This window comes from Herbaspirillum sp. Sphag64 (genome assembly GCF_014192645.1).
Classification (GTDB): domain Bacteria; phylum Pseudomonadota; class Gammaproteobacteria; order Burkholderiales; family Burkholderiaceae_D; genus Herbaspirillum.
Genome location: NZ_JACHYE010000001.1, coordinates 445,048 through 471,802, shown reverse-complemented (window position 1 = coordinate 471,802; position 26,755 = coordinate 445,048). Strand labels below are relative to the sequence as shown.

Here is a 26,755-nt window from a genome sequence, read left to right as displayed (position 1 = left end):
TATGTCATCCTGTACCCCGGCACGTGGTGCTTGCCAGCTGACGCCGATCAACAGGACATCGCCGCGCTGCAGACGCATGAATTCGGAGACGTCACAGAGCAGAGCAGGGATGTCGCGCACCAGATCGCCCAGACTGCGTCGGGCCGCCAGGCGACCATTGATGGAAGTCACCAGCTCCCATTTTTGTACCTCTTCGGGGCTGGTGGTACAGATCATGTTATCGCCCAGGACGCAGGAACCATCAAAACATTTTTCACGCACCGCTGGACGGTAGTAACTATCGTGCGGAAGACTCAGGTCGGCGACCAGGACATAGCCGGCGATGACGGAAGCCGCGTTGTTACGCGTCAACTGTGCTGCAGGCGCGGCCAGCACAATACCGATGGTGGCACCAATTTCAACTTGCGTGGCGTTGGGCGGCAGCGTGACAACGGCGTGATCGCCGTTGATCGTGTTCGCTGGTTTGAGATACAACACCGGTGCTTGGGGTGCTGCCTTATAAGGGAGATCCGAGAGACTTGCACCGATCCGGGCCAGCGTATCATGGTCGTTCAGGATGACGCCATAGACTGTCCCGCGGTTGGATTTCAGGGTCTGCGAAAAACTGGTTGTTGTCATTTTTTCATGGCGACCGTACGCATGCGCATGGTCTTGTCTCCGTGTTGAGTTCGTTGCTGCCATCCGCGCAACAATGGCAAGTTTCTCCGGACTTTTGAGGCCAGCCGAACGCGTGCGTATTCACTAATATGTTCCACAATATAATTACTAATATGTTAGTGTGTCAATTAGAATTCAGTTTATTTATTGTGAAAATCCAGCTACCAAGAATGGGCATGCACTTCAATGGAAAAAACATTTAAACACCGTAATCTGGCCTTGTTGTTATTGCAGGCGCGCGAATGTGTCATGGGCAACTTTCGCCGCATTCTTAATCATCATGGACTGACGGAACAGCAATGGCGCGTGATTCGTGCCATCAGTGATCATCATGCGCCGATGGAGCAATGGCAAATCTGCGAAACCTGCCAGATTCTCAGTCCCAGCCTGGCCGGCGTGTTGGTACGTATGGAGGACATGGGACTGGTTGAGCGTAGCCGGGTAGACACCGATCAGCGCCGCATCGTGGTGGCGCTCACCGCCCGTAGCAGGGCGCTGATCAAGCAGATTGCACCTTTGATTGAGCAACAGTATTCGTATCTTGAAGCAGGTATTGGTGTTGACGTGGTCGGCAATCTCTATCAGGCACTGGATCTTTTTCTGGCGCAGCAAAACAATCATGTGGAACAAGTGGAGCTCGTGCCGGTCACCGCGCCCGGTAAGGTCAGTACGCGCAAGAAATCACGCGTTGCCTGACTGATTAGTCGGTCTGCCAAGTGAGTTTCCTCATGCAGAAATTGCCACCATCGCCAGCGTCGCCAGCATTGTGTACGGCCATTCCCAACATTGATCTGGGGCGTACCTTTGATTTGCGTTATGAGGACGAGGAGGTACATTTTGAATCCTTGTCGCGGCTGGCCGATTTTTTTGGACGTAACATGAGCGCCCATCGGCATGATCGGGTGTTTCAGGTTCATGTCCTCACACAGGGTGAGGTCAGGTTATATCTTGACGATCGTTTTTATCATCTTCGTGCGCCGCTGTTGTTTCTGACGCCGCCAGCGGTGACGCATGCTTTCATCATCAGTGATGATGCCGAGGGCCATGTATTGTCGGTGCGCCAGCAACTGATCTGGCGCCTGTTCAAGAGTGATCCGAGCGGCATCCTGGAGCGAACGCTGGCTTCACCATTGTGCGCAGCATTGGATGTGGTGCCGGATCCGGCGTCTGACGCAAGCGCATTTGAGTCTGTGCAACTGCTCAATTATTTTTCTTTGTTGGCCGATGAGTTTGCGCACGGTGGTCTGGGTCGTGCCCTCAATCTGGTGGCGCTGACCCGACTGGCATTCGTGTCCATGGCTCGCTTGCCGTCATTGGCATCGATTGAGGAGGGCAAGCATTTGCGTCAGGTCGATGTAGAAATATTTCAGAAATTCAATCAGATGATTGAAACCTGCTTTCGTCAGCACTGGACGTTAGTGCAGTATGCCGATGCGTTAAGCCTGACTGAAACTCGGCTCAACGATATCTGCCGGCGGGTTGCCAATCTCTCCTCCAAGCGTTTGGTACACGATCGTGTACTGCAGGAAGCCAAGCGTCAGCTGATGTTTTCCGCTGCACCGATTTCCGAGATTGCGTTTGATCTTGGCTTCAAGGATGTGTCCTACTTCAGTCGCTTCTTTCGCCAGCAGACGGCAACCGCACCGGGCGAATGGCGCGATCAGGCACGTACGCGTAGCGCTTGATTCCGGTTGTCGATACTGACCTGAAAAGTACCAACGATTCCGGCTTCCGTGCCTTGGGATTGATGCAGAAAGATTGCATCATGAACACATCACCTGACAACAATAGTGGAGACCATCATGACTTCCCGCGATTTGCCAAACGTCTTGCCCGAAGACCTGCGTGCTGAATGCACACGTCCGTTCACCGGCGCCGAATATCTTGCCTCGCTGCGCGACAATCGCGAAATCTACATCTACGGTGATCGCGTCAAGGACGTCACCACACATCCGGCCTTTCGCAATGCCGCAGCATCGGTAGCGCGTTTGTATGATGCACTGCACGATCCGGCCAGCAAGGATGAATTGTGCTGGGAAACTGATACTGGCAACGGTGGCTACACCCACAAATTCTTCCGCTTTGCGCGCAGTACTGACGAGCTGCGACAACAGCGTGATGCAGTTGCTGCCTGGTCACGTCTGAGTTATGGATGGATGGGGCGAACTCCCGATTACAAGGCCGCCTTTGGCAATGCCATGGGGATCGTGCCGGAGTTTTACGGCAAGTTCGAAGCCAATGCCCGCCATTGGTACAAGCGGATCCAGGAATCCTGCCTTTATCTTAATCACGCTATCGTCAATCCTCCGATCGACCGCGACAAGCCCGTCGATCAGGTGCGCGACGTCTTTATTACGGTCGACCGCGAAACTGACGCTGGCATCTATGTCAGTGGTGCCAAGGTCGTCGCCACTGCATCGGCGCTGACGCATTACAACTTTATTGGTCAGGGCTCGGCCGGATTGCTTGGTGATAGTACTGATCTGGCGCTGATGTTTATCGCCGGTATGGATACACCAGGCATGAAGCTGATTTGTCGTCCATCATATGAACTCAATGCCGGGCTGACCGGTGCACCTTTCGATTATCCGCTGTCGAGCCGTTTCGACGAAAACGATGCAATACTGATTCTCGACAATGCCTTTATTCCCTGGGAAAACGTGCTGGTCTATCGCGATCTGGAGCGCTGCCGCAACTGGTTCCCGCAGGGCGGTTTTGGTCGCCTGTTCCCCCTGCAGGCGTGCACCCGTCTGGCGGTCAAGCTTGATTTCATCAGTGGTTTGCTGGTCAAGGCGCTACAGTGCACCGGCACGCTGGAGTTCCGTGGTGTACAGGCTGCCGCTGGTGAAGTACTGGCGTGGCGCAATACTTTCTGGTCGCTGACCGAGGCCATGATCGCTAAGTCCGATAGCTGGAAAAACGGTAGCTGTATGCCTGGTACTGAGGCTCAGCAAGCGTATCGGGTGCTGGCGCCGCAAGCGTATACCTCTATCAAGAAGATCATCGAAGAAATTGTCGCCAGTGGTCTGATTTACCTGCCCAGTGGGGCACGTGACTTCAAGGATCCGCAGCTCGATGCTTATCTTGCGCGCTATGTCCGTGGTTCCGGCGGTATTGATCATGTACAGCGCATCAAGATTCTCAAACTGCTGTGGGATGCGATCGGCACCGAGTTTGGTGGTCGCCATGAACTGTACGAAATCAACTATGCCGGTAGTCAGGAAGAAATCCGCATGCAATGCCTGCGTCATGCGCAGGGTTCCGGCACGCTGGCGAAGATGACGGCACTGGTCGATCAATGCCTGTCCGATTACGACCAGCACGGCTGGCTAGTCCCCCATCTGCATAATAACGATGACATCAACATGCTCGACAAGGTGCGTCAGTAACTACCATCGGAAACCATGATGCCTAACTCAAATTATCTCGATCTGCAGCGCACCGAATTTCGTCAGGCGATGGCGCGTCTTGGTGCTGCCGTCAACATCATCACGAGCAATGGCCCGGCCGGGCGCTGCGGAATTACTGCCACGGCAGTGTGTTCGGTGAGCGATACGCCACCCACCATGCTGGTGTGTCTCAATCGTGCCAGTGCCATGAATCAGGTGTTCAAGGATAACGGCGTGCTTTGTGTGAACGTACTGGCGGCAGATCAGGAGGCATTGGCCTGCGAATTCGCAGGCATGACCGGGGTCGCGATGGAGCAGCGTTTTGCCAATCCGGCCTGGTCGGAAGGGCGCCGGAATGTACCGGTACTTAATGCGGCGTTGACCAGTCTGCAGGGGCGCATTACGCGAGTTGAGGAAGTTGGCAGTCACAGCATCTTGATTGTGGAAATCGATAGCATTCATTTCTCTAGCGAAGAGCAGGACAGTTTGCTCTATCTGGGACGCGTGTTTCATCGGCTGCCACTGCAGGAACGCGTAGTGGAGGCCTAAACCGACGCTACGTACCGAAAAGCAGGGGGGAACGACGTAGTGAAAAAAATTTTCACTATTTAAAAATGCCTATATGATCCGGCCTCTTCGTGGCTGTAGCCCAGCAGGATAGAGTACTTGGCTACGAACCAAGGGGCCGTGGGTTCGATTCCTGCCAGCCGCACCAGATATAAAGGGACCATTGCAAGATGAGCCCTTTTTTCTATTGTGCTGTCGATTACGGGTATCTATTGATCACATGGCCAGGTCGTGCGACTGCGGATACTCTTGGCTGATGACACGTGACGCTTTGCAAGCATGAGGTGCAAAAATAGTTAAAAATTTATCAAATGATGTATTTTTTGCAATTGTATTTTTAAAGAAACGATAGAGTAGGATCGTATTTTTAATTTTGTAAAAATCCTTTTCATGAACAATGGCGTTCCAATCTGACTTCGTTCAGCTATTTCTTTTGTAGTCGCGCCAGCTATTGTCATTTTTGAAAAGGCCAGTCATGTACTGCGAGATCAAAAAAAATCCTGCTGTCATGTTGTTAAGCATTCGTCTTTTGCGTGATGACTTAACTGCACCGAAGTGTGTGCCAACGCAAATTGTGGGGGTATCTAACCGTCCCGCAGAGCGCACCGAAGTCGCTTCCGAAACCAGCCTCTGTAATGCCGACATGTTGTTGTCGCGATCGCTGTTGCAACAGACCTTAAGCACCATGGTCGATCGTGCTTATCAGTCGGTCGAGTTATCGCATTCCGGCTGGATCAGGGCCTTGCGAATTTATCCGCATCAGCAGGGATGCCGGTCATCAATTCCAGAGACGGTAGTGCTTCTGAAAAGCTTGCGTCAGCACTTGGCTGATAGTAGTGCTGCGACCTTAGACATCAGAGAAACTGCCTTCCTGTCTTTGCGACTGGAAAAATTAGCACAACTGTTATCGACGAAAACCATGCTGGGAGAGTTATGTGAGCGACTTTCCCTGCACGCACAAGCATCCTGGGCCTATCTGGCAAGGGCTGAGGTCCAGCGCCAATTGTTGCCGCAGTTCCAGCAGTATGATCGACCCGGTAGCTATGACAAGCAACAACTGGGATTGTCGCTTGGCGCGGCGCTTGGCATCTCAGGCGGTATTTCCAATCAGTTCTCCCTGAAGCTGGGCGGCACGCATCATGCTGGGATCGAAAACGATGATGAGGCCTATGTACTGCAGACGTATAGCAAATCCTTATCGGCCAGACTCGGAATCACAGCTGACGTCGGGATGGCGTCACTGTCAGCAGGTGCTGATGTTCAGTTAAAGAAGACTTTTTTTCGTGAGTACAACAGTGGCAAGGTTTTCCTCAGACTGAATGCGGAAAAGCTTCAGTACGGTTCGCGTCGCGCTACCCTGGGTCATGGCCGAGGCAGCCTGTTGACGGCATTGATCAGTAAGGTTTATCCCGGCTACGGCAATGAGTTGCGGCATTTTCGGAGCCTGCAGCAACGCGCTGCTGACCAGCAGCAACGCCTCGCTGTGTTATTGGGTTGGCTAGGGCAGCGTGATGTTTCAGCTGGCTTGCCTGGTGTGCGCAGCGAGCAGACACTCTCGGGGCAGGCGCGTGGCGTGCGCGTCACTGCCAATGTCCAGAGCGATGCGGCGCTTTGGCATGGCGCGGCAAGTGCCGCCAAAGAGCATGCTGACGTGCGCATGGAAATACTGAAACCCTATTGGCAGGCGTTGAGCGCGGCACAGGGTGCGGCACGCAATCCTGATATGGCTGCACAGCGCCTTGCGCTCATTGGACAACGAGCGCAAGCATTGTTCGACCGACCGACGACGCCATCATCATCGAATCGGCAGAAACTAGTGCAGCCACTTAGTCGTCTCACCGGCCTGGTCGGGTGTGCTGATCCGGCGGCAGATCCTCTGCAAGCCATGCGCGACTGCGCGCCCGAAGTGCTGCATGAAGCGGCTACCAGGTTGCGTGCGGAATTCGAACATTTTTGTGCCGTTGTGCAGCAACAGGATGCCGGTATCGCTAGGCATCAAGGGATTGAACGGGTGTTTGCATCGTTCGCAGCTAGTTGGCAGGGAAAACGTCGCGAAGATGTCTTGGCCAATATGGCGCTGGCCCATGCCGCCTTATTGTCGGTCGCTCATGCGCGTACCGATACCGGCATGCTCGAGCAGGTACTCAAGCAGATGGCCGAGCAACTCTATCAACCTGCGATTCGTCATGATGCACAGACACTAGCGGCAAGAGTGGCATTTCGCGATATCTTGCAAATACAAACCAGTGAACGTTCTTATGCGCTGGACCTTGGCAATAGTAGCGTCGTGCCATCAGGAGCCATGGCGCTATCGCTGACCGAACGCAAGCGATTACATCCGAACCCTCTGCGTGCTGGTGACTATCGGGATGTTGCTGTGCGGTTCTCGCTTGGTGTCCTCGAACATGACATGTTCAATCACATCAAGGAGGCACTGAGTGTTTGTCTGGTTCGACAGCAGTTGCCTCTCGATTTGTCCTCATTGGATGGCCTCAGCTCGGTCTTGCAAGGGCAGGTGAGTGGTAATGCGACGTTGCTGCTACGTTTTTACCGGCCGCAATATCAGCAGGATGCAGGCTTTGCACCGGATGCAACTGGTTATCGGCTACAGCTGGTGCGACTGGTATCGGGCATGACTATCGGCGCCGATATTTCAGCGGATATACCAGTGCAGCCGGGAGTGGAACTGAAGCTAGGGTTGCAAGCCCAGACGATGACTGGACGGGTGCTATTTGAACGCTGGGGCCACAATACACTGACGGCCCCGATGATGCATTATTTACATCTGCTTGCGGTGGATGAGCATGAGCGCTGGCAAGCGCTGTGCCAGGCACAGCAGAAGGCACTGTCTGGCTTGTTTTGTCGGCTGGCGGATGCGCGCTCTGCGGTGCACAAGGAAGCGAGGTATTTTCTTGCACGTCAAGCGCAGGATGACTTCGATGTCGCCTTCTTTGCTACCATGCGTGGTTTTGATCAGCGCACTGTCAGTTTCGCGCAAGCACAGTCAGCGCTGGGCAAGTTGTTACAGCGTCAGTATCCACTGTGGCAGCAAGACAAGTTGACCTTTCCCGGCAGGATAGAGCTTGCTAAATAAATTTAGTCCAATGGGAGAATATGTCAGTAATTGATATTCTCGGCTTGATCCGCAGTGCCTTGGTCGAGCATGGGAGCGATCCGCAGTTACTCAACGGGATTGATCAGCATTCGACGATTACGCTCGATTTTGTGGACGCACCCAGCATCAATATTTCCTGCGCCGAGCATGATATATGGCTCTGGTCCCCACTAGGTGACATCCAACAAAACGCACTCAATTTCCATGCGACAGAAATTCTACCTATGCTGATGCAGGATTGTTATTTTGCGCGTGGTGGCCAGATCAGGTTGATGCAGGGTAGCGATGGGCTGGAGTTGCAGCTCATCGTGCATCCCGACTATCTGGGCGATGGTGCGCAGTTTTCCGAGGTCATCAATGGCTTTTACAGAAAAATCAGGCACTTTCGTGAGGTCTTGATGCGATGAGTGCTGCGGCAATCACAGAGCGCGCCAAGGTACGAAATTATTTTTTAAAAAAAGTTTGCACTATTTAAAAACTACTATATAATTCGGCCTCTTCGCGGCTGTAGCTCAGCTGGATAGAGTACTTGGCTACGAACCAAGGGGTCGTGGGTTCGATTCCTGCCAGCCGCACCAGATATAAAGGGTCCATCGCAAGATGGGCCCTTTTTTCTATTCTGCGGTCCTGGTTGTTTTATTGTCAGTATCGACTCTGTAAGCAGTTCTTCTCAGCACGAACAGTAGGTTTCATGAACACAGCACTCCGATTTCCCTATAAGGGATGCGCCATTTTTCCCAAAATCAGCCTGCAGGCGAACGGTCAGTACGCGGCCTGTTTTACTATCCATGCCGGTTACGATGGCAGTGGCGGGGAGCGCTATGCACGTGGCTTGCCCACCACTGAATTTGCCAGCGAAGATGAAGCAATTGCCTACGTCCTTGACTTCTCGGCCGAGTGGATCGACCAGAATCCGGTTTAATTTCGGCTTAACGCTGGTTCAGTTCACTGCACCAGTACCAGGCTATGCTGGTCTGTCAACTTGAAAGTATTGACTACCTGCACCAGCGAACCAGCCTGATCCAGTAATGACTGCGCTGCCGCCGCAGCTTGCTCAACCAATGCTGCATTGTGCTGTGTCACGTCATCCATTTGCATGATGGCGTGATTGACCTGGGCTATACCGGCACTCTGTTCCTGGCTGGCGTGATTGATCTGGGCCACAAATTCGCTGAGCGTTTTGATGCTATCGACCACCTCTCCAATGGTGGTGCCGGCCTGTTCGACCAGCGTCCGGCCGGAAACGATCTTGCCAACCGAATCATCGATCAGTCCCTTGATTTCCTTGGCAGCACTCGCCGAACGTTGTGCTAACGCGCGCACTTCACTGGCGACGACGGCAAATCCACGCCCTTGCTCACCGGCACGGGCTGCTTCCACGGCAGCGTTGAGTGCCAGGATATTGGTCTGGAACGCAATTCCGTTGATGACCGAAATAATATCCACAATCTTCTCTGAAGAGGCATTGATGGTGGCCATGGTGCCGACCATCTGATTGACCGCATTGCCGCCGGCAATCGCGACTTCAGACGCGCTGCGCGCCAACTGGTTGGCTTGCTGCGCACTGGCAGCATTTTTGTGCACCGTCGCTGTCAGTTGCTGCATTACGGAGGCCGTTTCCTGCAAGGAACCCGCCTGACGCTCGGTACGTGATGACAGATTCAGATTACCTGCCGAAATTTCATGGGAGGCCGTGCCGATGGTTTCTGCCGACAACTTGATATGTTCCACCGAGCGCGCCAGATTGGTCTGCATGCGTTTCATGGCATGCATCAGGCTATGTGTATCGGCGTGCTGGAGGGGGATTGCCTCTGTCAGATCGCCAGCGGCAATGCGGTCTGCAACCTGCACCGCATAGTCGGGTTCGCCACCGAGCTGGCGTAACAGTCGCCGGGTGAGCAGGGTCGCTGCAGCAATGCCGCATACCAGCGCCAGTGCACTGAGTCCTAGCAGAATCAGGCGGCTGGAGCGGTAGGTGGCGTCGATCCCGGCGGCTACGCTGTCAATATGCTGTCGTTGCAGGCGCAGCAGTTTGTCGATGGCATTCTGATAGGCTGCGGCACTGGGCAGGTAGCTGCTCTCAAATGCATTCTTGGCTTGAAACAGTTTGCCTTCGGCACGTAGCGCCAGAATATTGGTACCAGCCGCCAGATAGGCTTTACGGCTGTTGTCGATAGCGAGATAGAGCGTTTGCTCTTCGCTGGTATCGAGTAGCAGCCTGACCTTGTTTTGGAGCGTCAATGCCTGCTGGCTGGAGTTCTTGATAGCGCTCTCGAAATACCCGGCCAGACTCAGATCGGTACTGCGCGCAATCGCTGTAGTGCGGGTAATCGAGGTGGCAATATTGGAATACCAGTCGCTGATCAGTCTTTCCTTGGCCAGCGGCAGGCGCATCATGGCGTTGGTTGCTTCAGCGACAGTCTGCAGTCGCCAGATGCCCATTGCCGTGACCATCAGCATCAGGACCAGCACAATGCCAAAGCCCGCTGCAAAGCGTCGGCCGACGTTCCAGTTGCCGCGTCGGCTGGATTTCCTCTTGTTCATGCGTCTCTCGTTCTGTTGTCAACCTGCGACTTCGAGGCCGCAGTGGTCATGGATGAGCGAGGATGCTAGCACCCGGGAGGGATGCGGAATAATGAAAAATAAGCCAGAAGCAATATCAAAAACAGATGTGATATTAATTTTTTGACATCTTGTCTTGCGGCAATTGAGCGGCGGTCAGGTAGTGCGAAAAATGGTCGTAATCTGGTGTTTGCAGATTGGCGGTCTTGGCGAGATCGTCCCAGCGGCGCAGCTGCACGGCATCGCTTGCATAGGGTTTGGAAATGAATTGTTGGGCTTCTTCCGAACTGAAGATGCCACCCTGTAAGGCCAGGCTGCGCACCGAGTCGGCCGACAGACTTGCAAAGTAGGCCGGATCGACAGAACACAGGTAGCGCTTGGCATCGACATGCAAGCGAATCGGCGCCAGTACAGGCTCACCAAACAAAGCGCGCAGGAAAGGAAGAATGCGATATTGATGCAGGTCATCGATCCCGGCGCAGGTCGGCGAACCGTCCTGCTCTTCCAGCAGATGTCCCAAATCATGCAGCAGGGCGGCTGCGATCAGCGCCGGTGAAGCCTGCGCCTGTTCGGCCAGTAGCGCCGTCTGCAGCGCGTGCTCCAGTTGAGTGACTGGTTCACCACTGTATTGATGGTGGCCGCGTTGTGTAAACAAGGTGTTGATATCGGACAATTGCAGTGTCATTTCATGTCTTTCTCAGGTAGGGCCTAACAATCGATGCAAACACGGCATGGCCGAGCCGGTGTCGTTGTCGGGTTGTCACAGATGCGTAACACTTTGTAAGGATAATTGGACTCATCGATGCCTAGGTTTATCTTGGAACTCCCCCTCTAATTCAACCCCCTTGAATTAGATTTGAACCCGCTCCGCAAGGTGCGGGTTTTTTCTTCGTGGTCTTGGATGGCACTGTTGACCGGCTGGAGTATCGTAAAATAGCGGGCTAATGTGGTGATCCCTCCTGCGGTGATTTGCCATCTCCCGATTCATGTCATCTTTTCTTGCTCAGTCCACCTACCGCCATGACGCGTCCCCGCTTCTTGCCCGACAATCTCACCCTGATGTTGCTCACGGTGGTCATTACCGCCAGCTTCCTTCCCTGTACTGGCAAGGTTGCCGTTGGTTTCGACTGGCTCACGGTGTTTATGATCGGCTTGCTGTTTTTCATGCACGGCGCCAAACTTTCACGACAGGCAGTGGTAGCTGGTGTTGCCCACTGGCGGCTGCATTTGACGGTACTGCTCTGTACTTTTATGGTCTTTCCGCTGCTGGGGCTGCTACTCAAGCCAGCCTTGCTGCTGCTGATCACGCCAGACTTGTATCTCGGCATTCTGTTTCTGTGTGTCCTGCCGTCGACGGTGCAATCCTCGATTGCCTTTACCTCGGTTGCACGTGGCAATGTGCCAGCGGCAATCTGCAGCGCATCGGCTTCGAATCTGGTGGGAATTTTCCTCACGCCGGTGATGGTCAGCGTGCTCATTGTGGCGCATAACGCCCAGCACTCTTCGCTCGACTCCATCCTCAAAATCATCTATCAGCTCCTGTTGCCATTTGTTGCCGGACAGATTGTCCAGCCCTGGCTGGGTGCCTGGCTGGCGCGTAACAAGTCCTGGCTGCGCTGGGTGGATCAAAGCTCGGTATTGCTGGTGGTGTACGTCGCCTTCAGTGAGGCTGTCAATCAGGGGCTGTGGCATCAGGTGCCACCGCAGATGTTGCTGGGCCTGATCGTCATCAGCGCCACCTTGCTGACCATCATCATGCTGTTGACCACCTATGGCAGCCGTCGCATGGGTTTCAGCAAGGAAGATGAAATCACGATTGTTTTCTGTGGCTCCAAAAAAAGTCTGGCCAGTGGTGTCCCGATGGCCAAGGTCTTGTTTGCCAGTCAGACCGTCGGTACGGTGCTGTTGCCGCTGATGCTGTTCCATCAGATCCAGCTGATGGTCTGCGCGGTACTGGCGCAGCGCTATGGTCGCCGCCCGCAAACCACCGATGCGTTGCCCGAGCACGATTGAATACCGCCCCTTAAAGATCAGGGCCGTTCGCCGTTTTTCAGGCGCAGCCTGATCTGCTCAAGTACCGCCGGTAAATCGTTGACGGTATCAATGACGTAGTGCGCACCTGCTGCCAGCAAACGGGCCTGAGCCTGCGCTTTGCGCAGCGCCAGCTCTGCTGGTGGCAACGCTGCCAGTTCCGCGCTGGTACAGCCAACTTCATTGCCAGAGAGCATTACACCCACGCTCCACATACCTGCGTGCAATCCTTCTTCGACACCAGGAACGGTGTCGTCGACCTTGACGCAGGCTGCCACGTCACTGATCTCCAGCGCCAATACATTGGCCAGCGCCATGTAGGGCCCTGGCCGGCCACCGGCAGCCAGATCATCGCCAGCCACCACGTGATCTGGCGCAATGCCCGCAGCCGCTGCCAAGGGCAGCAAAATCTCCAGAACCTGACGTGGATAGCCCGTACAAGAACCGATTTTCAGGCCTTGTTGGCGTAGTGCTGCCAGTGTTTCTGGCGCCCCCTCAATCACCTGTGAGTATTCGCCAACCTTGGCGATCTGCATTGGCATGAAGCGTGCATAGATGGCATCAACATCAGCATCGCTAGGTAACTGCCCATGATGAATCTGCCAGTCGTGTGCAATCTGTGGATCATTCAGCAGGGTGCGGATATGCTGCCATTTCGACAAGCCCATTGGGCCCCGCGCCTGTGGCAGCGAGATGCTCATGCCAAAACTCGCAAAGGCCTCCACAAAGATCTGGGTCGGCGCCAGTGAACCAAAATCGAGCAAGGTACCGGCCCAATCGAAAATCACGGCTTGCAAGGCCTGGGGTGCGGTAGGGGAGCGGGACATGGGTTTTCCTTTTGCAAATCATGAAATGGGTTGGGCAATGCTGCTGGGACGCAAGAATAAGCTTCCAATATGACACTCTTGCCATTTATTTCTTTGTAATTTTTAATTTTTAATATTGATAAAACCTATAGATTGCCTTTTTTGTGTCATCAGCCTTTGCTGGCAGTTCGTTTGCTAGGGTAAGGTTGATGCCAGTGAGTCAATACTGGCGATCAATCCAGAATGGCGACCGATCGCGGCCGCGCGCACAAGGGGAAACAAGCAATGGATCTGCTCATCTGTAACGCCAGCTTGCCGGACGGGCAGCAAGGTATCGACATTGCCATCAAGGAGGGGAAAATCGCCGCCATTGGCACCGCATTGCAGGGCAGCGGCTTGCTGGCGGCGCAGCATATCGACGTTGGTGGTGATCTGGTGACGCCACCGTTTGTCGACGCGCATTTCCACATGGATGCCACGCTCAGTCATGGTATGCCGCGCGTCAATGCCAGCGGTACCTTGCTGGAGGGGATTACCTTGTGGGGCGAGCTCAAGCCCCTGCTGACGCAGGAGGCACTGGTTGAGCGTGCCTTGCAATATTGTGACTGGGCAGTGGCGCGTGGCTTGCTGGCGATTCGTTCCCATGTCGATATTTGCGATGATCGCCTGTTAGCCGTCGAGGCCCTGTTGCATGTACGTCAGCAGGTCGCGCCTTATCTCGATCTCCAGCTGGTAGCGTTCCCCCAGGACGGTTTGCTGCGCAGTCCCAATGCATTTGCCAACCTGCAGCGGGCGATTGCCATGGGCGTCGATGTGGTCGGCGGTATTCCCCATTTTGAGCGCACCATGGCCGACGGTGCCGAATCAGTACGCCTGTTGTGTGAATTCGCCGCCCAGCGAGGCTTGCAGGTGGACATGCACTGTGATGAGTCCGATGATCCCCTGTCGCGCCACATCGAAACGCTGGCCTATCACACGCAACGACTTGGCATGCAAGGGCGGGTGGCAGGCTCCCATCTGACCTCCATGCACTCCATGGATAACTACTATGTCAGCAAACTGCTGCCACTGATCCGTGAAGCCGGTGTAGCCGCGATTGCCAATCCATTGATCAACATCACCCTGCAGGGACGTCACGACAGCTATCCCAAGCGGCGTGGCATGACCCGTGTGCCGGAGATGATGGCAGCAGGCATTGATGTTGCCTTCGGTCATGATTGCGTGATGGATCCCTGGTACAGCCTCGGTTCGGCCGATATGCTGGAGGTCGCTCACATGGGCTTGCATGTGGCGCAGATGACCAGTCAGCAAGCCATGCGTGACTGCTTTGCTGCTGTCACCACCAGTCCGGCGCGTATTCTGGGACTGCAAGGCTATGGCCTGGCGGTCGGTTGCTACGCAGATCTGATTGTCCTGGATGCAGCTGATGCGGTCGAGGCAATCCGCTTGCGGGCGGCACGCCGTCTGGTCATCCGGCGTGGAAAAATCATCAGCGAATCGGCGCCGGTACGCAGTCGATTACGCTTGCCCGGACGCCCCGATGAGGTCAGTTTCCGATCAGTGTGCGCTGCAGACAACATCGGCTAAAGAAAGCCGCCATGCCGATGCCTGATCAGGAACAAAATGCAGACTGCTTGCTACACTCGGACCTGGTAGTTTCTATACATTGCAAACAGTTACGGTGGCAAACCGGACAAAACACTTCAGAGCAGATTTTTTACAAGGAGCATGTGGCGTGCCTTTCGTAACTGCCAGCTTCAGACAGCGGCGCATGATGCGTGCCCTGTATGCAACCGCGCTGATGTTCATCGGCACGGCTGTCGTCGTCTTTTTCGTGGCGACACACCAGGAACGTGATGAGCAGATGCATTCAGCCGCCCAAGCAATGATGAGTGCGGTCGCTCAACGTGCGCAGAGTCTCGAAGAACAGGTTGCATCGCTCAGCAGCGATGCGCGCTTTCTCTCCCGCCTTCAAACGGTGAGTGGACTGGTCCGTGCAATGCGTAATCAGGGAATCGATAAGGAAGGTGGTATCCCGATTGCGCTCTGGCAGGCCCGTTTGCAAAATACTTTTGCGAAATTTGCAGCCGAGAATCCCCATCTGATGACTATCCGCTTTCTTTCAGTGCTTGATGACGGTCGTGAACTGGTGCGTATTGAGCGTCGTCACGACGAAGTGTGGTCAGCACCGGCGACACAACTGCTGGAGCAGGGTAATCGCGAGGATTTTGCGCTGATGGCAAATCTCCATGCTGATACGGTCGCGATATCGTCGATCCATCTCGAACATCTCAATGGTGCGTCTGGAGTCAATGGCGAACAGGGCCAGATTCCGGCTCTTTTGGCGGGAATGCCGGTATTTTCTGAGAGCGGAGAATTGACTGGTATGGTTGAGGTCAGTCTTGACTTGCGTGGCGTGCTGGCCGAGTTACGCAAGGGGAGCGAGCCCGGATTCAAGATTTACCTGATCAACAGCCAGGGAGATTATTTGCTTGAACCGGAGGGCAATCAGGCATCCGGCGTTGAGCTGGTAAGACGCTGGCAGGACGAGCATGATCCCCTGCCGGATAGTCCTGGGTTGCCTCAGGGCCTGCGAGATTTTTCTTCCACCGAGGGCGTGTTGCATGCGGTCTTGCGTAGAGTCGTTCTGGATGAGAATGAGCCCGGACGCTACATCACGATCATCATCGCTATACCGGACAGTGTGATTGCGCATCAGGCTTTCAACGAAGGCTTCGATGCATTGCTGATCATGCTCGGGGTCAGTGTCGTTGTGGGGGGGATCGCCTATTTTTATCGGCGTGAGCATTTACGCGTGACAGCAAAGCAGGCTGAACTGGCGGCCATCGTGGAGAGTTCGCGTGATGCCATCATTGGCAAGACGCTCACAGGTATTGTGACCAGCTGGAATCCTGCGGCCGAACAAATGTTTGGTTACGCGGCAGCGGAGGCAATCGGTAAGCCGCTGGCCGCGTTGATCATGCCAGAAGCAAGTCGTGATCAGGAAGTCGAGGTGCTGACACGTATCGCCCAAGGGGAGATGGTATTGGAGCGTCGGGCTGTGCGTTGTCACAAGCATGGACGACTGCTTGATGTTTCCGTTATCGTCTCCCCGATTTACGCTGCCGATGGTGTCATTTCCGGCGCAGCGACCAACTTGCGCGATATTTCCGAGCAAAGAACATTCGAGACCAGGATCCAGAGCTTGAATGAGTCGCTGGAGCGCCAGGTTGCCGAACGGACCGCGCAGTTGCGTGGCTTGTCCCAACTGCAGCAAGCGATTCTTGATAACGCCGGCTACGCCATCATTGCCGCCGACGCACATGGTGTGATTACGCTGTTCAATCCTGCTGCCGAACGCATGCTGGGCTATCGCGCCGACGAAGTTGTCAATCAGATTTCGCCAGCAATTTTCCACGATCCGGAAGAGGTAGCCGCACGTGCCGCGGAATTCTCGGCTGAACTTGGCGAATTTGTTGCACCGGGCTTTAACGTATTCATCATCAAGAATTTACGTGGTTTGCCTAACGAGCATGAGTGGATTTATATCCATAAGAACGGACAGCGTTTTCCAGTGTTGCTCTCAGTGACTGCGTTACGCGATGAGGACGGACACATTTTCAGTTTCGTCGGGCTGGCAGCCGATCTGTCTGAACGCAAGCAAGAGCAGATTGCATTACAGCAATTGAATCAACAATTGCAAATACGCACTGAGGAAGCCGAAAGCGCCAGTCGTGCCAAGTCGGAATTCCTGGCCAATATGAGCCATGAAATACGTACCCCCATGAATGCCATTCTCGGCATGCTGCAATTGCTGCAACAGAGCCAGCTCAATGCTGGACAGGCAGATTATGCCAGCAAGGCCGAAAAGGCGGCGCGCACGCTGCTGAGTATCATCAACGATATTCTCGACTTCTCCAGGGTGGAGGCGGGCAAGCTGGTGCTTGATCCCCATCCGTTCAGCATGGATAACCTGTTGGCAGACATGGAGGCGCTGCTATCGGCCGGCATTGGAAACAAGGATGTGGTGCTCGCCGTGAGGAAGGACGCGGCCGTGCCAGATCAACTCATCGGTGATGCACTACGCTTGCAGCAGATCCTGATCAATCTCGTTGGCAATGCCATCAAGTTCACCAGCCACGGCGAAGTTACCCTGACGCTCAGCCTGCTGGAGCAGGACGAGCAGACGGTCACGTTGAACTTTGCCGTCAGCGATACCGGTATCGGCATTTCCGAGGAACAGTGCAAACGTATTTTTGAAGGTTTTTCTCAGGCCGAGGCATCCACGGCACGACGTTATGGTGGTTCGGGGCTGGGATTGAGCATCAGTCAGCGCCTGGTACAGTTGATGGATGGCAGTCTGCATGTCGAGAGTGTGCAGGGGCAGGGGAGCACGTTTGGTTTTGCAGTGAGGTTTCCGCGCGTCATGCCAGACAATGTGCCGGTTCCAGCGGCGCTCGAGTCTCCTCCAGAAACAGTCAAATTGGCGTCGTCTGACATTGCGTTGGCAGGCACGCGTCGGCTGACAGGTTTGCACCTGCTGGTTGTGGATGACAACACGATCAACCAACAGGTCGCCTGTGAGCTATTGCGTTCGGTTGATGCTGAGGTCGACGTTGCTGATGGTGGGCTGGCCGCTGTGCAGGCTATTGCTGCCGCACCCGACAAGTTTGATGCCATCTTGATGGATATCCAGATGCCTGACATGGATGGCTATGCGGCCACGGCAGAGATTCGAACGACCCTTGGTCTTGACAGGTTGCCGATCATTGCGATCACAGCTAACGCAATGAGTTCAGATCGCGACAAGGTGATCGCCGCTGGTATGCAGGATCATGTCGGCAAGCCCTTCGATCTGGCGCAACTGGTCGATGTGATTCTGTACCATTGCGGTCGCTCTGACAGTACCGGTCATGTTGCACCGGCAACCGAGACGTCGGCCGTCGGCTGTGAGCCAGTGTTCGATCGTGACACTGCGCTGGCACGACTGGAGGGCAATACCGCGCTTTATGCCATCACCCTTGAAGGTTTCGTGGCAGAAGCGGAGCCGTTGGCGCAGCGCCTGCAACAGGAAATCATAGAAGGACAGCCACTGAGGATTGCTGCCAGTCTGCATGAACTGCGTGGTATCGCCGCAATCGCGGGTGCCAGCCGTCTGGCAGCGACTGCCAAACGGCTGGAACTGATCCTGAAGCAGACGCCGCCGGCGCAGTCTAGCCATTGGCAAGAACTGGAATCTGTAGACGCACTGATTCAAGAAGCGATCACGGTGGCGCGTCAGACGGCACAGAGCATGGCACACGAGATGCAGGAGGTGCCGATTGAAGAGTCTTTGCCGGCGGTGATGGATAACAACCTGAAGCATCATTTGATGGATTTACAGGCTTATCTGCGAGAGGGTGATCTGGATGCCGTGATCAGTTTTGAGCAATGGTTTGCGGAGGTGGATACCGTCCAGGCCGAAAAATTGGCGGCGCTTGAGGCAGCGATGACAGAGCTGGATTTTCCAGAGGCACTGATTCAGTGCCAGCAATTGCTGGAAAGAATTTCCGCCGACACTAGGTATGTCTGATCTGGGTGGATTCCACCTTGCCACGGCCGGAACGTTTGGCCAGAAATAGTTGGCGGTCAGCACAGGCAATCAGATCATCCACACTATCGTCCTTGTGGGGAATGGCTACCGCAACGCCAAGACTGACAGTCACCACTCTGGCAATTGAAGATTTTTCGTGTGCAATACCGAGTTCGCGCACGAGCTTTTCCAGTTGTTGCGCCTTTTGACGGGCACCCTCGAGTGGCGTATCCGGCAAGATGCAGACAAATTCCTCGCCACCATAGCGCGCAATGACATCGTGTGAGCGGTTGCAATTGGTCTTGATTGCAGTAGCAATCGCATGCAGACAGTTATCACCGGCCTGATGTCCGTAGAAGTCGTTGTAGCTCTTGAAGAAATCGACATCAATCATGATCAGGCCCAGCGGTCGTTCCACCCGCATGCAGCGCCGCCATTCAGCCTTAACGGCAATGTCGAACTGACGTCGGTTCGCTACTCCCGTGAGACCATCGGTCAGTGACAGTGAGCGCAGAAAATCAGATTGCTTTTTCATAGTCAGATGCGTGCGGATCCGCGCTCTGACCACATGGCTATGAAACGGCTTGCGGATGAAATCGACCGCACCTTCGTCAAAGCCGCGCGCTTCTTCTTCAGGATCATTCCTGGCAGTAACAAAAATCAGGGGAACTGCTTTGGTGAGCGGGTTATTCTTGAGTTGCTGGCATACCGCATAACCATCCATCTCCGGCATCACAATATCGAGCAAAATCAGATCCGGCTTCTGGCGCTCACAGAAGGCAATCGCATCGGCCCCTGTGGTAGCCATGCAGACCTCGTAATCATCCTTGAAGATCTCATAAAGCTCCTGAATGTTACTGGCCTGATCGTCGACCACCAGCAGTACAGGCTTTTCCTGCACGCTCTGTGTCAGTGCAACATGCATCGGGGCAGTGTGAGGAAGAATCGTGTGATTTTGCATGCTGTCCAATGTTATCTCCCGATGAAAGTCATCATTGTGCCCTCAATGATTTACCACGCCCAGACTGGCACGCAGTTGCTGACTGCATTCCAGTGCACGTTTAAAGTCCAGACTATTGACAGCCTGCTTCAGTGTCAATAACTGTGCATTGTTTTCGCTACCGATTATGCACTCCAGTTGCGAAAATACCTGCAGGGCGCGCATATTGGCGCCACGCAACAGAGTATCAAGTTCGGCCAGACGCAGAGGTAGCTGCGAAGAGTCTGATGCCGCATCGGTCGTGGCGATAGCGACCGGTGCGAAGCCGTCTTGTGTTGTCAAGGTACGCAGCGCATCCTGCGTACGGCGAGCCAATACGTCAAAAATACGAATCGTGCTATTGGCAGGAATGCTGATTCCCGGTTGATGCAGCCGGCCTTCGGTCTTGACTGCATGCGCAGCCATACGTACCGCGCCAATACTGGAGGCTAATCCAGCCATGGTATGCATGGCGGCGGCTGCCTGAGCGTAGTCCTTGCGGCGTAATGAATCTGCGAAGTCGGCAATCACGGTCCTGGCAGCATCGCCAAACTGCGCCGCCAGCCGGACGAACAGAGCACGGTTACCTCCCATTCGCTTGAGGGCGGTGTCGAACGCAAACTCAGGCGCAATATCGTGATTTTCAGTCACTGAGGGTGTTTCGACGGCAGTCACTGGTCGAGGCGTGCAGTAGCGCAGCAGCGTATGGACGACATCATTGAGATCAAATGGCTTGCCAATATGGTCGTTCATGCCAGCTTCACGGCAGGCCAGTTTATCGCTTTCCATGGCATTCGCCGTCATCGCAATAATGGGCAGTGCCTGGTGTTGTGGATATCGACGGAGTTCTCGGGTCGCTGCATAGCCGTCCATAACCGGCATCTGAATATCCATCAAGACCGCATCAAAGGGCTGCGTGCTTTCCAGTACCCGTGCTACGCCGGCACGGCCGTCAGCGGCTAATTCCATCTGCGCACCTTCGCTACCCAGTAATTCCCGTGCCACTTGCTGGTTGACCATCGTATCCTCGACCACCAGCAGACGCAGGCCTTGCAGTCGCAGTTGCGACGGCGCGGCGACGGCCTCGTGGGTGTCATAGGTGGCGTCGATGACGGCGTCGAAGAGCATGGAGGGCGTCATCGGCTTCATCAGGAAACCATGCACCGTACGTTGGGTCGGCAGGCGTCGCTCGAGCACTTCCCGAGCATGCGTAGTTGCCATCATGATGATGCGCAGGGATGATCCGCGAACGGTTTTTTCCTGGATTCTGGCGGCAACTTCCAGACCATCCATGTCAGACATTTTCCAGTCCAGCAAGACGATATTGAAAGGTGTCGTGCAAGTTTCCAGCGCGGCCAGCGCCAACTCACCACTGGCTGACGTCTCAGCGTACCAGCCCAGCGAAGTGACCATGTCGCACAGCACTTGTCGCGCCACGTCGTTGTCATCAACGACCAGAATACGCTGTGGTGCGAGCTGGATATCGCGCCCTATGCCGCGGCGATGATCAACGTTGCCGGTCGTATCCCGCTCGCTGTCCACGCCAGGATCGGCATGTTCCAGCTCCAGCGTGAAATGAAAGCAGCTCCCGGTGCCCAGCGTGCTTTCAACCGCCAGTTCCCCTCCCATCAGGTCGACCAGATGACGGCTGATTGCCAGTCCCAGACCGGTGCCTCCGAAGCGACGCGTAGTCGACGTTTCGGCCTGGCTAAAGCCTTCAAAGATATGTTCCAGCTTGTCCGGTGCAATGCCGATGCCGGAATCCTTGACCGCAAACTCGATCGTTGAACGATCTCCCTGCTGTTGCAGTATCTTCACCGCTACCACCACCGCTCCTTGCGGTGTGAATTTGGTCGCGTTGCCGGTGAGATTGATCAGTATCTGACGTAAGCGTGTCACGTCTCCGATAAGCCAGCCCGGTAAGTGCGGGTCAACCGAAAACAAAATCTCGATATCCTTGTCGCCGAGATTGGCGGAAAAAATCACCGAGAGTTCACGCAGCAGCATATCGATATCGAATGGTGCGTGTTCGACCGACATCTTGCCAGCTTCCACCTTGGAAAAATCCAGGATGTCATTGAGCAACACCAACAGTGCCTGTGCTGCCGAGCGGGTCTTCATCACATAGTCCAGCTGCTTGGCACTGAGCGTACTGCGTTGCAGTAGCTGCAGCATGCCCAGTACCGCATTCATCGGCGTACGGATTTCATGACTCATGTTGGCCAGGAACTGACTCTTGGCCTCGTTGGCAGCCTGTGCCTTGTCGCGCGCATCTGCGAGCGCCGTGAGTGTCTTTTGCTCTTCGCGAATGTCCTTGGCGATGATCAGGTAACCAACGATGTGAGACGACTTGTCGCGCATTGCGGCGATGGTCAGATTTACCTGCAGTGATGTACCATCCCGGTGTACATATGTCCAGTCGTGGGAAGCGGTTTGGCCGTGGCTGGCTGGCTCGACAATGGTCGCTATACCCTCGATGTTGTGCCCCAGTTCGCGACTCAATGCCGCGCCGCGTGCGCGCAGTTGCTCTGGCAGATGGAAGTGGTCGATACTGACCTTGCCTACCATCTCCTGTGCTGAGTGACCTAACAGGATTTCGGCACCGCGACTGAACAGGGTGATGGTGCCATTGTGGTCACTTTCAATAATGGCAAAGTCTTTGGCGGCGTCCAGAATACCCTGCAACTGGTCCAGTGCTTTTTCCTTGGCGATCTGAGCCTGCTTGAGTGGCGTGACATCGCTGACAAAACTGTAAAAGCCCTGAATCTTGCCGTCATGTACATCGGGTACGTAGGAGAACACGGCATGTCGTACACTGCCATCGTTATAAGTGATGGAGCGTTCAAAAATCTCTACATTGCCCTGCAGTACCGATTCCAGGAACGGTTGAATTTCCTGGTAGCCGTCTTCACCAATGACTTCCCCGATGGTTTTGCCGCGCATTTGCTCCGGCGTGATGGAAAACCATTCCTGATACGCACGATTGCCAAACCGGTTACGCAATGCCGTATCCCAGGAACCGATCAACGCCGGCATGTGATCAATGGTCGTCTGCAGTTGTTGCTGCACTTGTCTGAGTTCAGCATTTGATCGCAGCAGATTGAGCGATTGCGCCTCCAGTTGCAGCTGCGCCAGATTTCTCTCGGAGACATCGGTGACTGCCATCAGGAACTGCTTTTCGCCATTGATCAGTGTGATATTAATCTCGACTTCGATGGCAATTTCTGTACCGTCGTGTCGTCGTCCGAGCATCTCTTGACGGGTAAAGCGTGCAGGTAGGACTTGCCCGTCGTTTGATGAGGCAGTAACGGCAGGGACCAGATTCTCAATCTTCTGACCAAGAATGTCGGCCGGTGCATAGCCAAACAGTCGTTCGCCGACACTATTGATCTTGCGGACACGATGATCCAGACCAAAGACCAGCACGCCGACCGGTGCTGCCGCAATAATGGTCCATAGTTCACGTGATCTGGCGCTCACTGCCAGCGACTTGGTGACCACGATTGATAATGTCAGGGCACTGAATACCCCTGCCAGCAAGACGAACCAGGGTGCTGCGGAGTAGGGCGAGTCAATTGGCCAGACGGTAATGTTCCAGTTAACACTGTCAAGCGAGCCAAAAACGTTATGCGACCACAAGCGATCGATACGCACCAGTTTGTCCACAGAGGCATCCCGGTTGCTCACGAAGAGGGTGCGTTGGTCGCTGTCAATCGTGAAGCCATAATTGTGGTCAGTCACAACCTGCATGTTGTCGAACAGTTCCGCAGGATTGATGATCGCCACGATCACTCCCTTCAAACTGACCTGCTGGAACACCGGTGCCAGGATCAGAAATTGCTCTTTTCCGTTATCAGGTGCGCTGATACGGACCAGCTTCAGGCGACGATCCTGACTTGTGACATCGAACAGGTTCTTGATAGTATCGGTACGGAAAGTTGGTGTCTTGATGGCTGTCTTTGGGACCGCCCAGCGAACCTGTAACGATGGATCCAGCCAGGAAATGACGACATAGCTGTCGCGTGTGCGGATCAGGTATTGCGAGGCATCTTCTTCCCACTCCATCTGGGTCGGCAGATGCTGCTGTGCACGTTGCGCCATCCGTTCGATGGATTGCATATGCAGTTCCAGCGAGGTTTGTATCTGTATCGATGCGGCTCTGGCAACAATATCGGCTTTTTCGTGAAAGGCGCTTTCCTCGTTCACCCGCATTTGCTTCCAGGCTCCCACGAAAACCATCAAGGTCACCAATGCGGTGCCTGCGGCACGCCAGAACGGCCGCTCGCTGTGCAGGCGCGCCTCATTGTTCAATGCGTGGGGGATCAGTGCCGCACCTGCCAGCGTCAGCCCAATGGCGGCATGCAGGGCAGTGGTGATGAACGTACGCCAACTGTTGGCGGCGGACAGGTCGGCCGGATAGGCCAGTATCGCCACCAGTCCGGCACCAGTCACCACACAGCCGAGGAGACCAACCAGCGGCCAGTGGCCCTCGCTACGTAGGGGTGCAGCAAGCCAGAAAGACAGGGAAATAAGGATCAGAGTTACTGCCGCTACAGGCGCCATGGCATCAGGCGGGTAAGCCTTGAGCAATCCCATGTGGAGCAGCAGATCTTCGACGCCACGGGTGCTGCCAAACTGATAATGTGCGAGTAATAATAGCCCCAGCGCACCGCAGATGGAGGCCGGCAATAACGCCATTATTGGACGATTCTGGCTGGCCAGCAGCAAGGCGCTGCCAGCACATAGTATGCCCAGCGCAGTGCTGTAATACATGGGCATGTAGGCTGGTCTGATCTGCGTCAGGAACAGCAATTGCCAATGCCATCCCGCCATCACGGCGACACCCAGCAGCATTAGCAAGCTGCCCGCGACTGCCACGGCGGTTTCCATGATTGGCCTTGGCGATGTCCTCCTGATGCGCATCGTTGCCTTGTGGTCTGTCGTTGATTCGACGGTTATCTGGTGTGTGACGCTACAGCGCTGAACTTACCGATTGCCCCATAGTTACTGGCGTGCCCTGATTTCTCTGACTTTGCTTGCCGCTGTTTTCATCATGGCTTGTACGGTGGCGACCACGAATGGTTTGATGATGAAGCCTGCCGCACCACTCTCGATGGCGGCCTGCACGGTATCTGCATCATTGCCGGAGGTCACCATCAAGACCACAGTATCGGTCAATTCACTTTTGATTTGTTTGAGTACTTCGATTCCCCCCATGTCGGGCATGGAGATATCCAGACACACAATATCGGGATGCAGCATGTAGGCGCGTTCCAGACCGGTAGCCCCATTTTTGGCTTCAGCGACAACGTCAAAGGTATCGCCCTTGATGATGGTCCTAAGTACGGATCGGGTCATCTCGCTGTCGTCGATGAGTAAGACAGAAATCTTGTTGTTGCCTGCCATCTTTAAAACCTCTCCAGGAGCACCTTGCTCGCTGTGATAATTGATTGGTTGCCTGGGTGAAATGAATGCCGCGCGTGATTGCATCATTGCACCACTGCTTGTCACCAATCAGCAATGATACCGTTGCAGTAGGGATACAGCTCAGGGTGTTTGTGAAATAACAATACCAACATTTCCTATCGCTAGGCAATGCCTTCTCACGTTTGGCAGACTTATGGTAATGGGATTCGTTGCATATCGTCTGCGCTGGGCAGGGACCGATGCGGGTTGATGCAGAATGAGGAGGACGAGCTAGGGAGGATAGGGGGAGATGGGCAATACCTGCGCCGGCAGGTATTGCTAGCTTGAAAAGCTTAATTGCTATCCGTGGCAGGCTTGTTCCAGGTCTGGGCATTGGCAGAAGCACTACCTGCCACTGAATAGAGTGCACCAGGGGCGTTACGGGTTTGCTGGAAGTCTGCCAGTGACTGGCCGCGCATGGCTGCGTAAATATGCAGATTGGACACGCCCACTACAGCGCCCAGTTTTTCCAGCAGGAAAAAGATCACGCCGTAGCGGATCATTGCTTGCCAGTCGCGCCGGTTGATCATGTCACGCTCCGTATCGGTGAGGCCGGCTTCATCGTACGTTGCTTCGGGTTCGTGCTTGAAGCGTTCGCGGAAAGCCGGCTGGATCAACTGGTACAGATAGCGGTTGATACGATAGTTGCGCACACTGGTCTGCAAACTGAACGGATACGTACCCTCCAGCTGTTCAATACCTTGCAGCTGGGTTTGCATGTGGGCACGGTGGCTGGCGCTGCGTACTTCCTGCAATTGCTTGTCGGCCTCGACGGCGGGCTCGTAGACGGCCACCGCGATACCGGTCATCGAGGGCAGATAATATTCACGGTGCACACAGTTGATGCCCGCTGGCATGGCACCGCGCATCACCATCCACATCACCACTTCCGCACTCTCAAGACCACCCAGGCGCGCGAAGTCGGCATGTGTCATATTCGACAGGACTTCCGGATCCTTGTCGAACAGGTCCAGGAACTGATGGTCCCAGGGCGTGTTGTTGAAGCCGGCGCGCTCACCATGCACCTGATGCGAGAGCCCTCCAGTGGCGACAATCACCACGTTGAGATCTTCTGGATAGCTCTCGATGGCGCGGCGCAGTCCCTGACCGAGCTTGAAGCAGCGGCGTGCAGTCGGGATCGGAAATTGCAGTACGCCGACCTGCAGCGGGATGATCTGACCAGGCCAGCCATTGGCATGGTCCCACAGGATCGACAGGGGGGAGAAGCAGCCGTGATCGAGCGGCTTTTCCTGGAAGAATGACATGTCAAACTCATCGGCCATGAGCGAGGTGCCGATATGCTGCGCCAATGCAGCATGGCCGCCGATGGCAGGCAGACCACGCGCGCCACCACCTTCATCAGCAACCTTGTATTCATTGCCCACCCCTAGCGTGAAGGCTGAATAGTGGTCAAAGAAAAATGAGGTCACATGATCGTTGTAGACCATCAGCAAGACATCCGGCTTTTTTTCTGCAAGCCATTTTTGCACTGGTTCAAAGGCTTTGAAGATCGGTGCCCATACGGCGTCATGTTGCTTGCCGGCGTCGAGGGCGAAACCGATGGTGGGAGTGTGCGACGATGCAATCGCGCCGACAATGTTTGCCATGTTT

Annotated in this window: 17 protein-coding genes, 2 tRNA genes and 1 pseudogene; 12 read left to right on the top strand and 8 right to left on the bottom strand. The window is 54.8% G+C overall.

Features of this window, described 5'->3' with window-relative positions:
* Window positions 1-48: 48 nt before the first annotated feature.
* Window positions 49-618 (bottom strand): annotated as a pseudogene (locus tag FHW66_RS20795) (fumarylacetoacetate hydrolase family protein); the annotation flags it as partial.
* Between the two features lie 225 nt (window positions 619-843).
* Between FHW66_RS20795 and hpaR the strand changes: the two are divergent.
* The 9 genes from hpaR (at window position 844) to FHW66_RS02090 (ending at window position 8,650) form a co-directional block, all read left to right on the top strand.
* The gene (gene hpaR / locus FHW66_RS02130; protein WP_183378048.1) at window positions 844-1,353 is read left to right on the top strand and encodes a homoprotocatechuate degradation operon regulator HpaR; all 510 of its coding nucleotides are present in this window, start codon (window positions 844-846) and stop codon (window positions 1,351-1,353) included.
* Window positions 1,354-1,385: 32 nt separating this feature from the next.
* The gene (hpaA, locus tag FHW66_RS02125) at window positions 1,386-2,342 is read left to right on the top strand and encodes a 4-hydroxyphenylacetate catabolism regulatory protein HpaA (RefSeq protein ID WP_183378047.1); all 957 of its coding nucleotides are present in this window, start codon (window positions 1,386-1,388) and stop codon (window positions 2,340-2,342) included.
* A 117-nt stretch (window positions 2,343-2,459) separates the two neighbouring features.
* Window positions 2,460-4,046, top strand: a complete 1,587-nt coding sequence (gene hpaB / locus FHW66_RS02120; RefSeq protein ID WP_183378046.1) for a 4-hydroxyphenylacetate 3-monooxygenase, oxygenase component — start codon at window positions 2,460-2,462, stop codon at window positions 4,044-4,046.
* Window positions 4,047-4,061: 15 nt separating this feature from the next.
* Window positions 4,062-4,595, top strand: coding sequence for a flavin reductase (locus tag FHW66_RS02115; RefSeq protein WP_221196919.1), 534 nt, complete (start codon window positions 4,062-4,064; stop codon window positions 4,593-4,595).
* 89 nt (window positions 4,596-4,684) lie between these two features.
* Window positions 4,685-4,761: transfer RNA gene (locus tag FHW66_RS02110), tRNA-Arg, on the top strand.
* A 411-nt stretch (window positions 4,762-5,172) separates the two neighbouring features.
* On the top strand, window positions 5,173-7,707 hold the full coding sequence (locus FHW66_RS02105; protein ID WP_183378045.1) for a hypothetical protein: 2,535 nt from the start codon (window positions 5,173-5,175) through the stop codon (window positions 7,705-7,707).
* A gap of 20 nt (window positions 7,708-7,727) precedes the next feature.
* On the top strand, window positions 7,728-8,135 hold the full coding sequence (locus FHW66_RS02100; RefSeq protein ID WP_183378044.1) for an SPI-1 type III secretion system chaperone SpaK: 408 nt from the start codon (window positions 7,728-7,730) through the stop codon (window positions 8,133-8,135).
* Window positions 8,136-8,229: 94 nt separating this feature from the next.
* Window positions 8,230-8,306: transfer RNA gene (locus tag FHW66_RS02095), tRNA-Arg, on the top strand.
* Between the two features lie 113 nt (window positions 8,307-8,419).
* On the top strand, window positions 8,420-8,650 hold the full coding sequence (locus FHW66_RS02090) for a hypothetical protein (RefSeq protein WP_183378043.1): 231 nt from the start codon (window positions 8,420-8,422) through the stop codon (window positions 8,648-8,650).
* A gap of 23 nt (window positions 8,651-8,673) precedes the next feature.
* On the opposite strand, the gene FHW66_RS02085 is transcribed toward FHW66_RS02090, so the two are convergent.
* Together FHW66_RS02085 and FHW66_RS02080 are read right to left on the bottom strand one after the other, a co-directional pair.
* Window positions 8,674-10,272 (bottom strand): methyl-accepting chemotaxis protein, encoded by a 1,599-nt coding sequence (locus tag FHW66_RS02085; protein WP_183378042.1) that lies wholly within the window; start codon window positions 10,270-10,272, stop codon window positions 8,674-8,676.
* A gap of 133 nt (window positions 10,273-10,405) precedes the next feature.
* Entirely contained in the window at window positions 10,406-10,975 is a 570-nt protein-coding gene (locus tag FHW66_RS02080) for a phosphonate degradation HD-domain oxygenase (protein ID WP_183378041.1), read from the bottom strand.
* A 335-nt stretch (window positions 10,976-11,310) separates the two neighbouring features.
* Between FHW66_RS02080 and FHW66_RS02075 the strand changes: the two genes are divergently transcribed.
* Window positions 11,311-12,303, top strand: a complete 993-nt coding sequence (locus FHW66_RS02075; RefSeq protein WP_183378040.1) for a bile acid:sodium symporter family protein — start codon at window positions 11,311-11,313, stop codon at window positions 12,301-12,303.
* A 17-nt stretch (window positions 12,304-12,320) separates the two neighbouring features.
* Here the strand turns inward: FHW66_RS02075 and phnX are convergent, their stop codons facing one another.
* Entirely contained in the window at window positions 12,321-13,148 is an 828-nt protein-coding gene (gene phnX, locus FHW66_RS02070; protein WP_183378039.1) for a phosphonoacetaldehyde hydrolase, read from the bottom strand.
* A gap of 264 nt (window positions 13,149-13,412) precedes the next feature.
* Here phnX and FHW66_RS02065 point away from each other — a divergent pair, with 264 nt between their 5' ends.
* Together FHW66_RS02065 and FHW66_RS02060 are read left to right on the top strand one after the other, a co-directional pair.
* Window positions 13,413-14,714 (top strand): amidohydrolase family protein, encoded by a 1,302-nt coding sequence (locus tag FHW66_RS02065; protein WP_183378038.1) that lies wholly within the window; start codon window positions 13,413-13,415, stop codon window positions 14,712-14,714.
* A gap of 148 nt (window positions 14,715-14,862) precedes the next feature.
* Window positions 14,863-18,699: a PAS domain S-box protein gene (locus tag FHW66_RS02060; protein WP_183378037.1), complete on the top strand. Its 3,837-nt coding sequence runs from the start codon at window positions 14,863-14,865 to the stop codon at window positions 18,697-18,699.
* Here FHW66_RS02060 and FHW66_RS02055 read toward each other — a convergent pair.
* From FHW66_RS02055 to FHW66_RS02040, 4 genes are all read right to left on the bottom strand, one after another.
* Window positions 18,686-19,660, bottom strand: a complete 975-nt coding sequence (locus tag FHW66_RS02055; protein WP_255458819.1) for a diguanylate cyclase — start codon at window positions 19,658-19,660, stop codon at window positions 18,686-18,688. The genes FHW66_RS02060 and FHW66_RS02055 overlap by 14 nt on opposite strands.
* Before the next feature lie 42 nt (window positions 19,661-19,702).
* Window positions 19,703-24,568 carry a response regulator gene (locus FHW66_RS02050; RefSeq protein ID WP_183378036.1) on the bottom strand — a complete coding sequence of 1,622 codons (4,866 nt, stop codon included), beginning with the start codon at window positions 24,566-24,568 and terminating at the stop codon, window positions 19,703-19,705.
* Window positions 24,569-24,682: 114 nt separating this feature from the next.
* Complete coding sequence (locus FHW66_RS02045; RefSeq protein WP_221196920.1) at window positions 24,683-25,171, bottom strand: response regulator; 489 nt, start codon at window positions 25,169-25,171, stop codon at window positions 24,683-24,685.
* Between the two features lie 266 nt (window positions 25,172-25,437).
* Window positions 25,438-26,751, bottom strand: coding sequence for a gallate dioxygenase (locus FHW66_RS02040; RefSeq protein ID WP_183378035.1), 1,314 nt, complete (start codon window positions 26,749-26,751; stop codon window positions 25,438-25,440).
* Window positions 26,752-26,755: the final 4 nt, after the last annotated feature.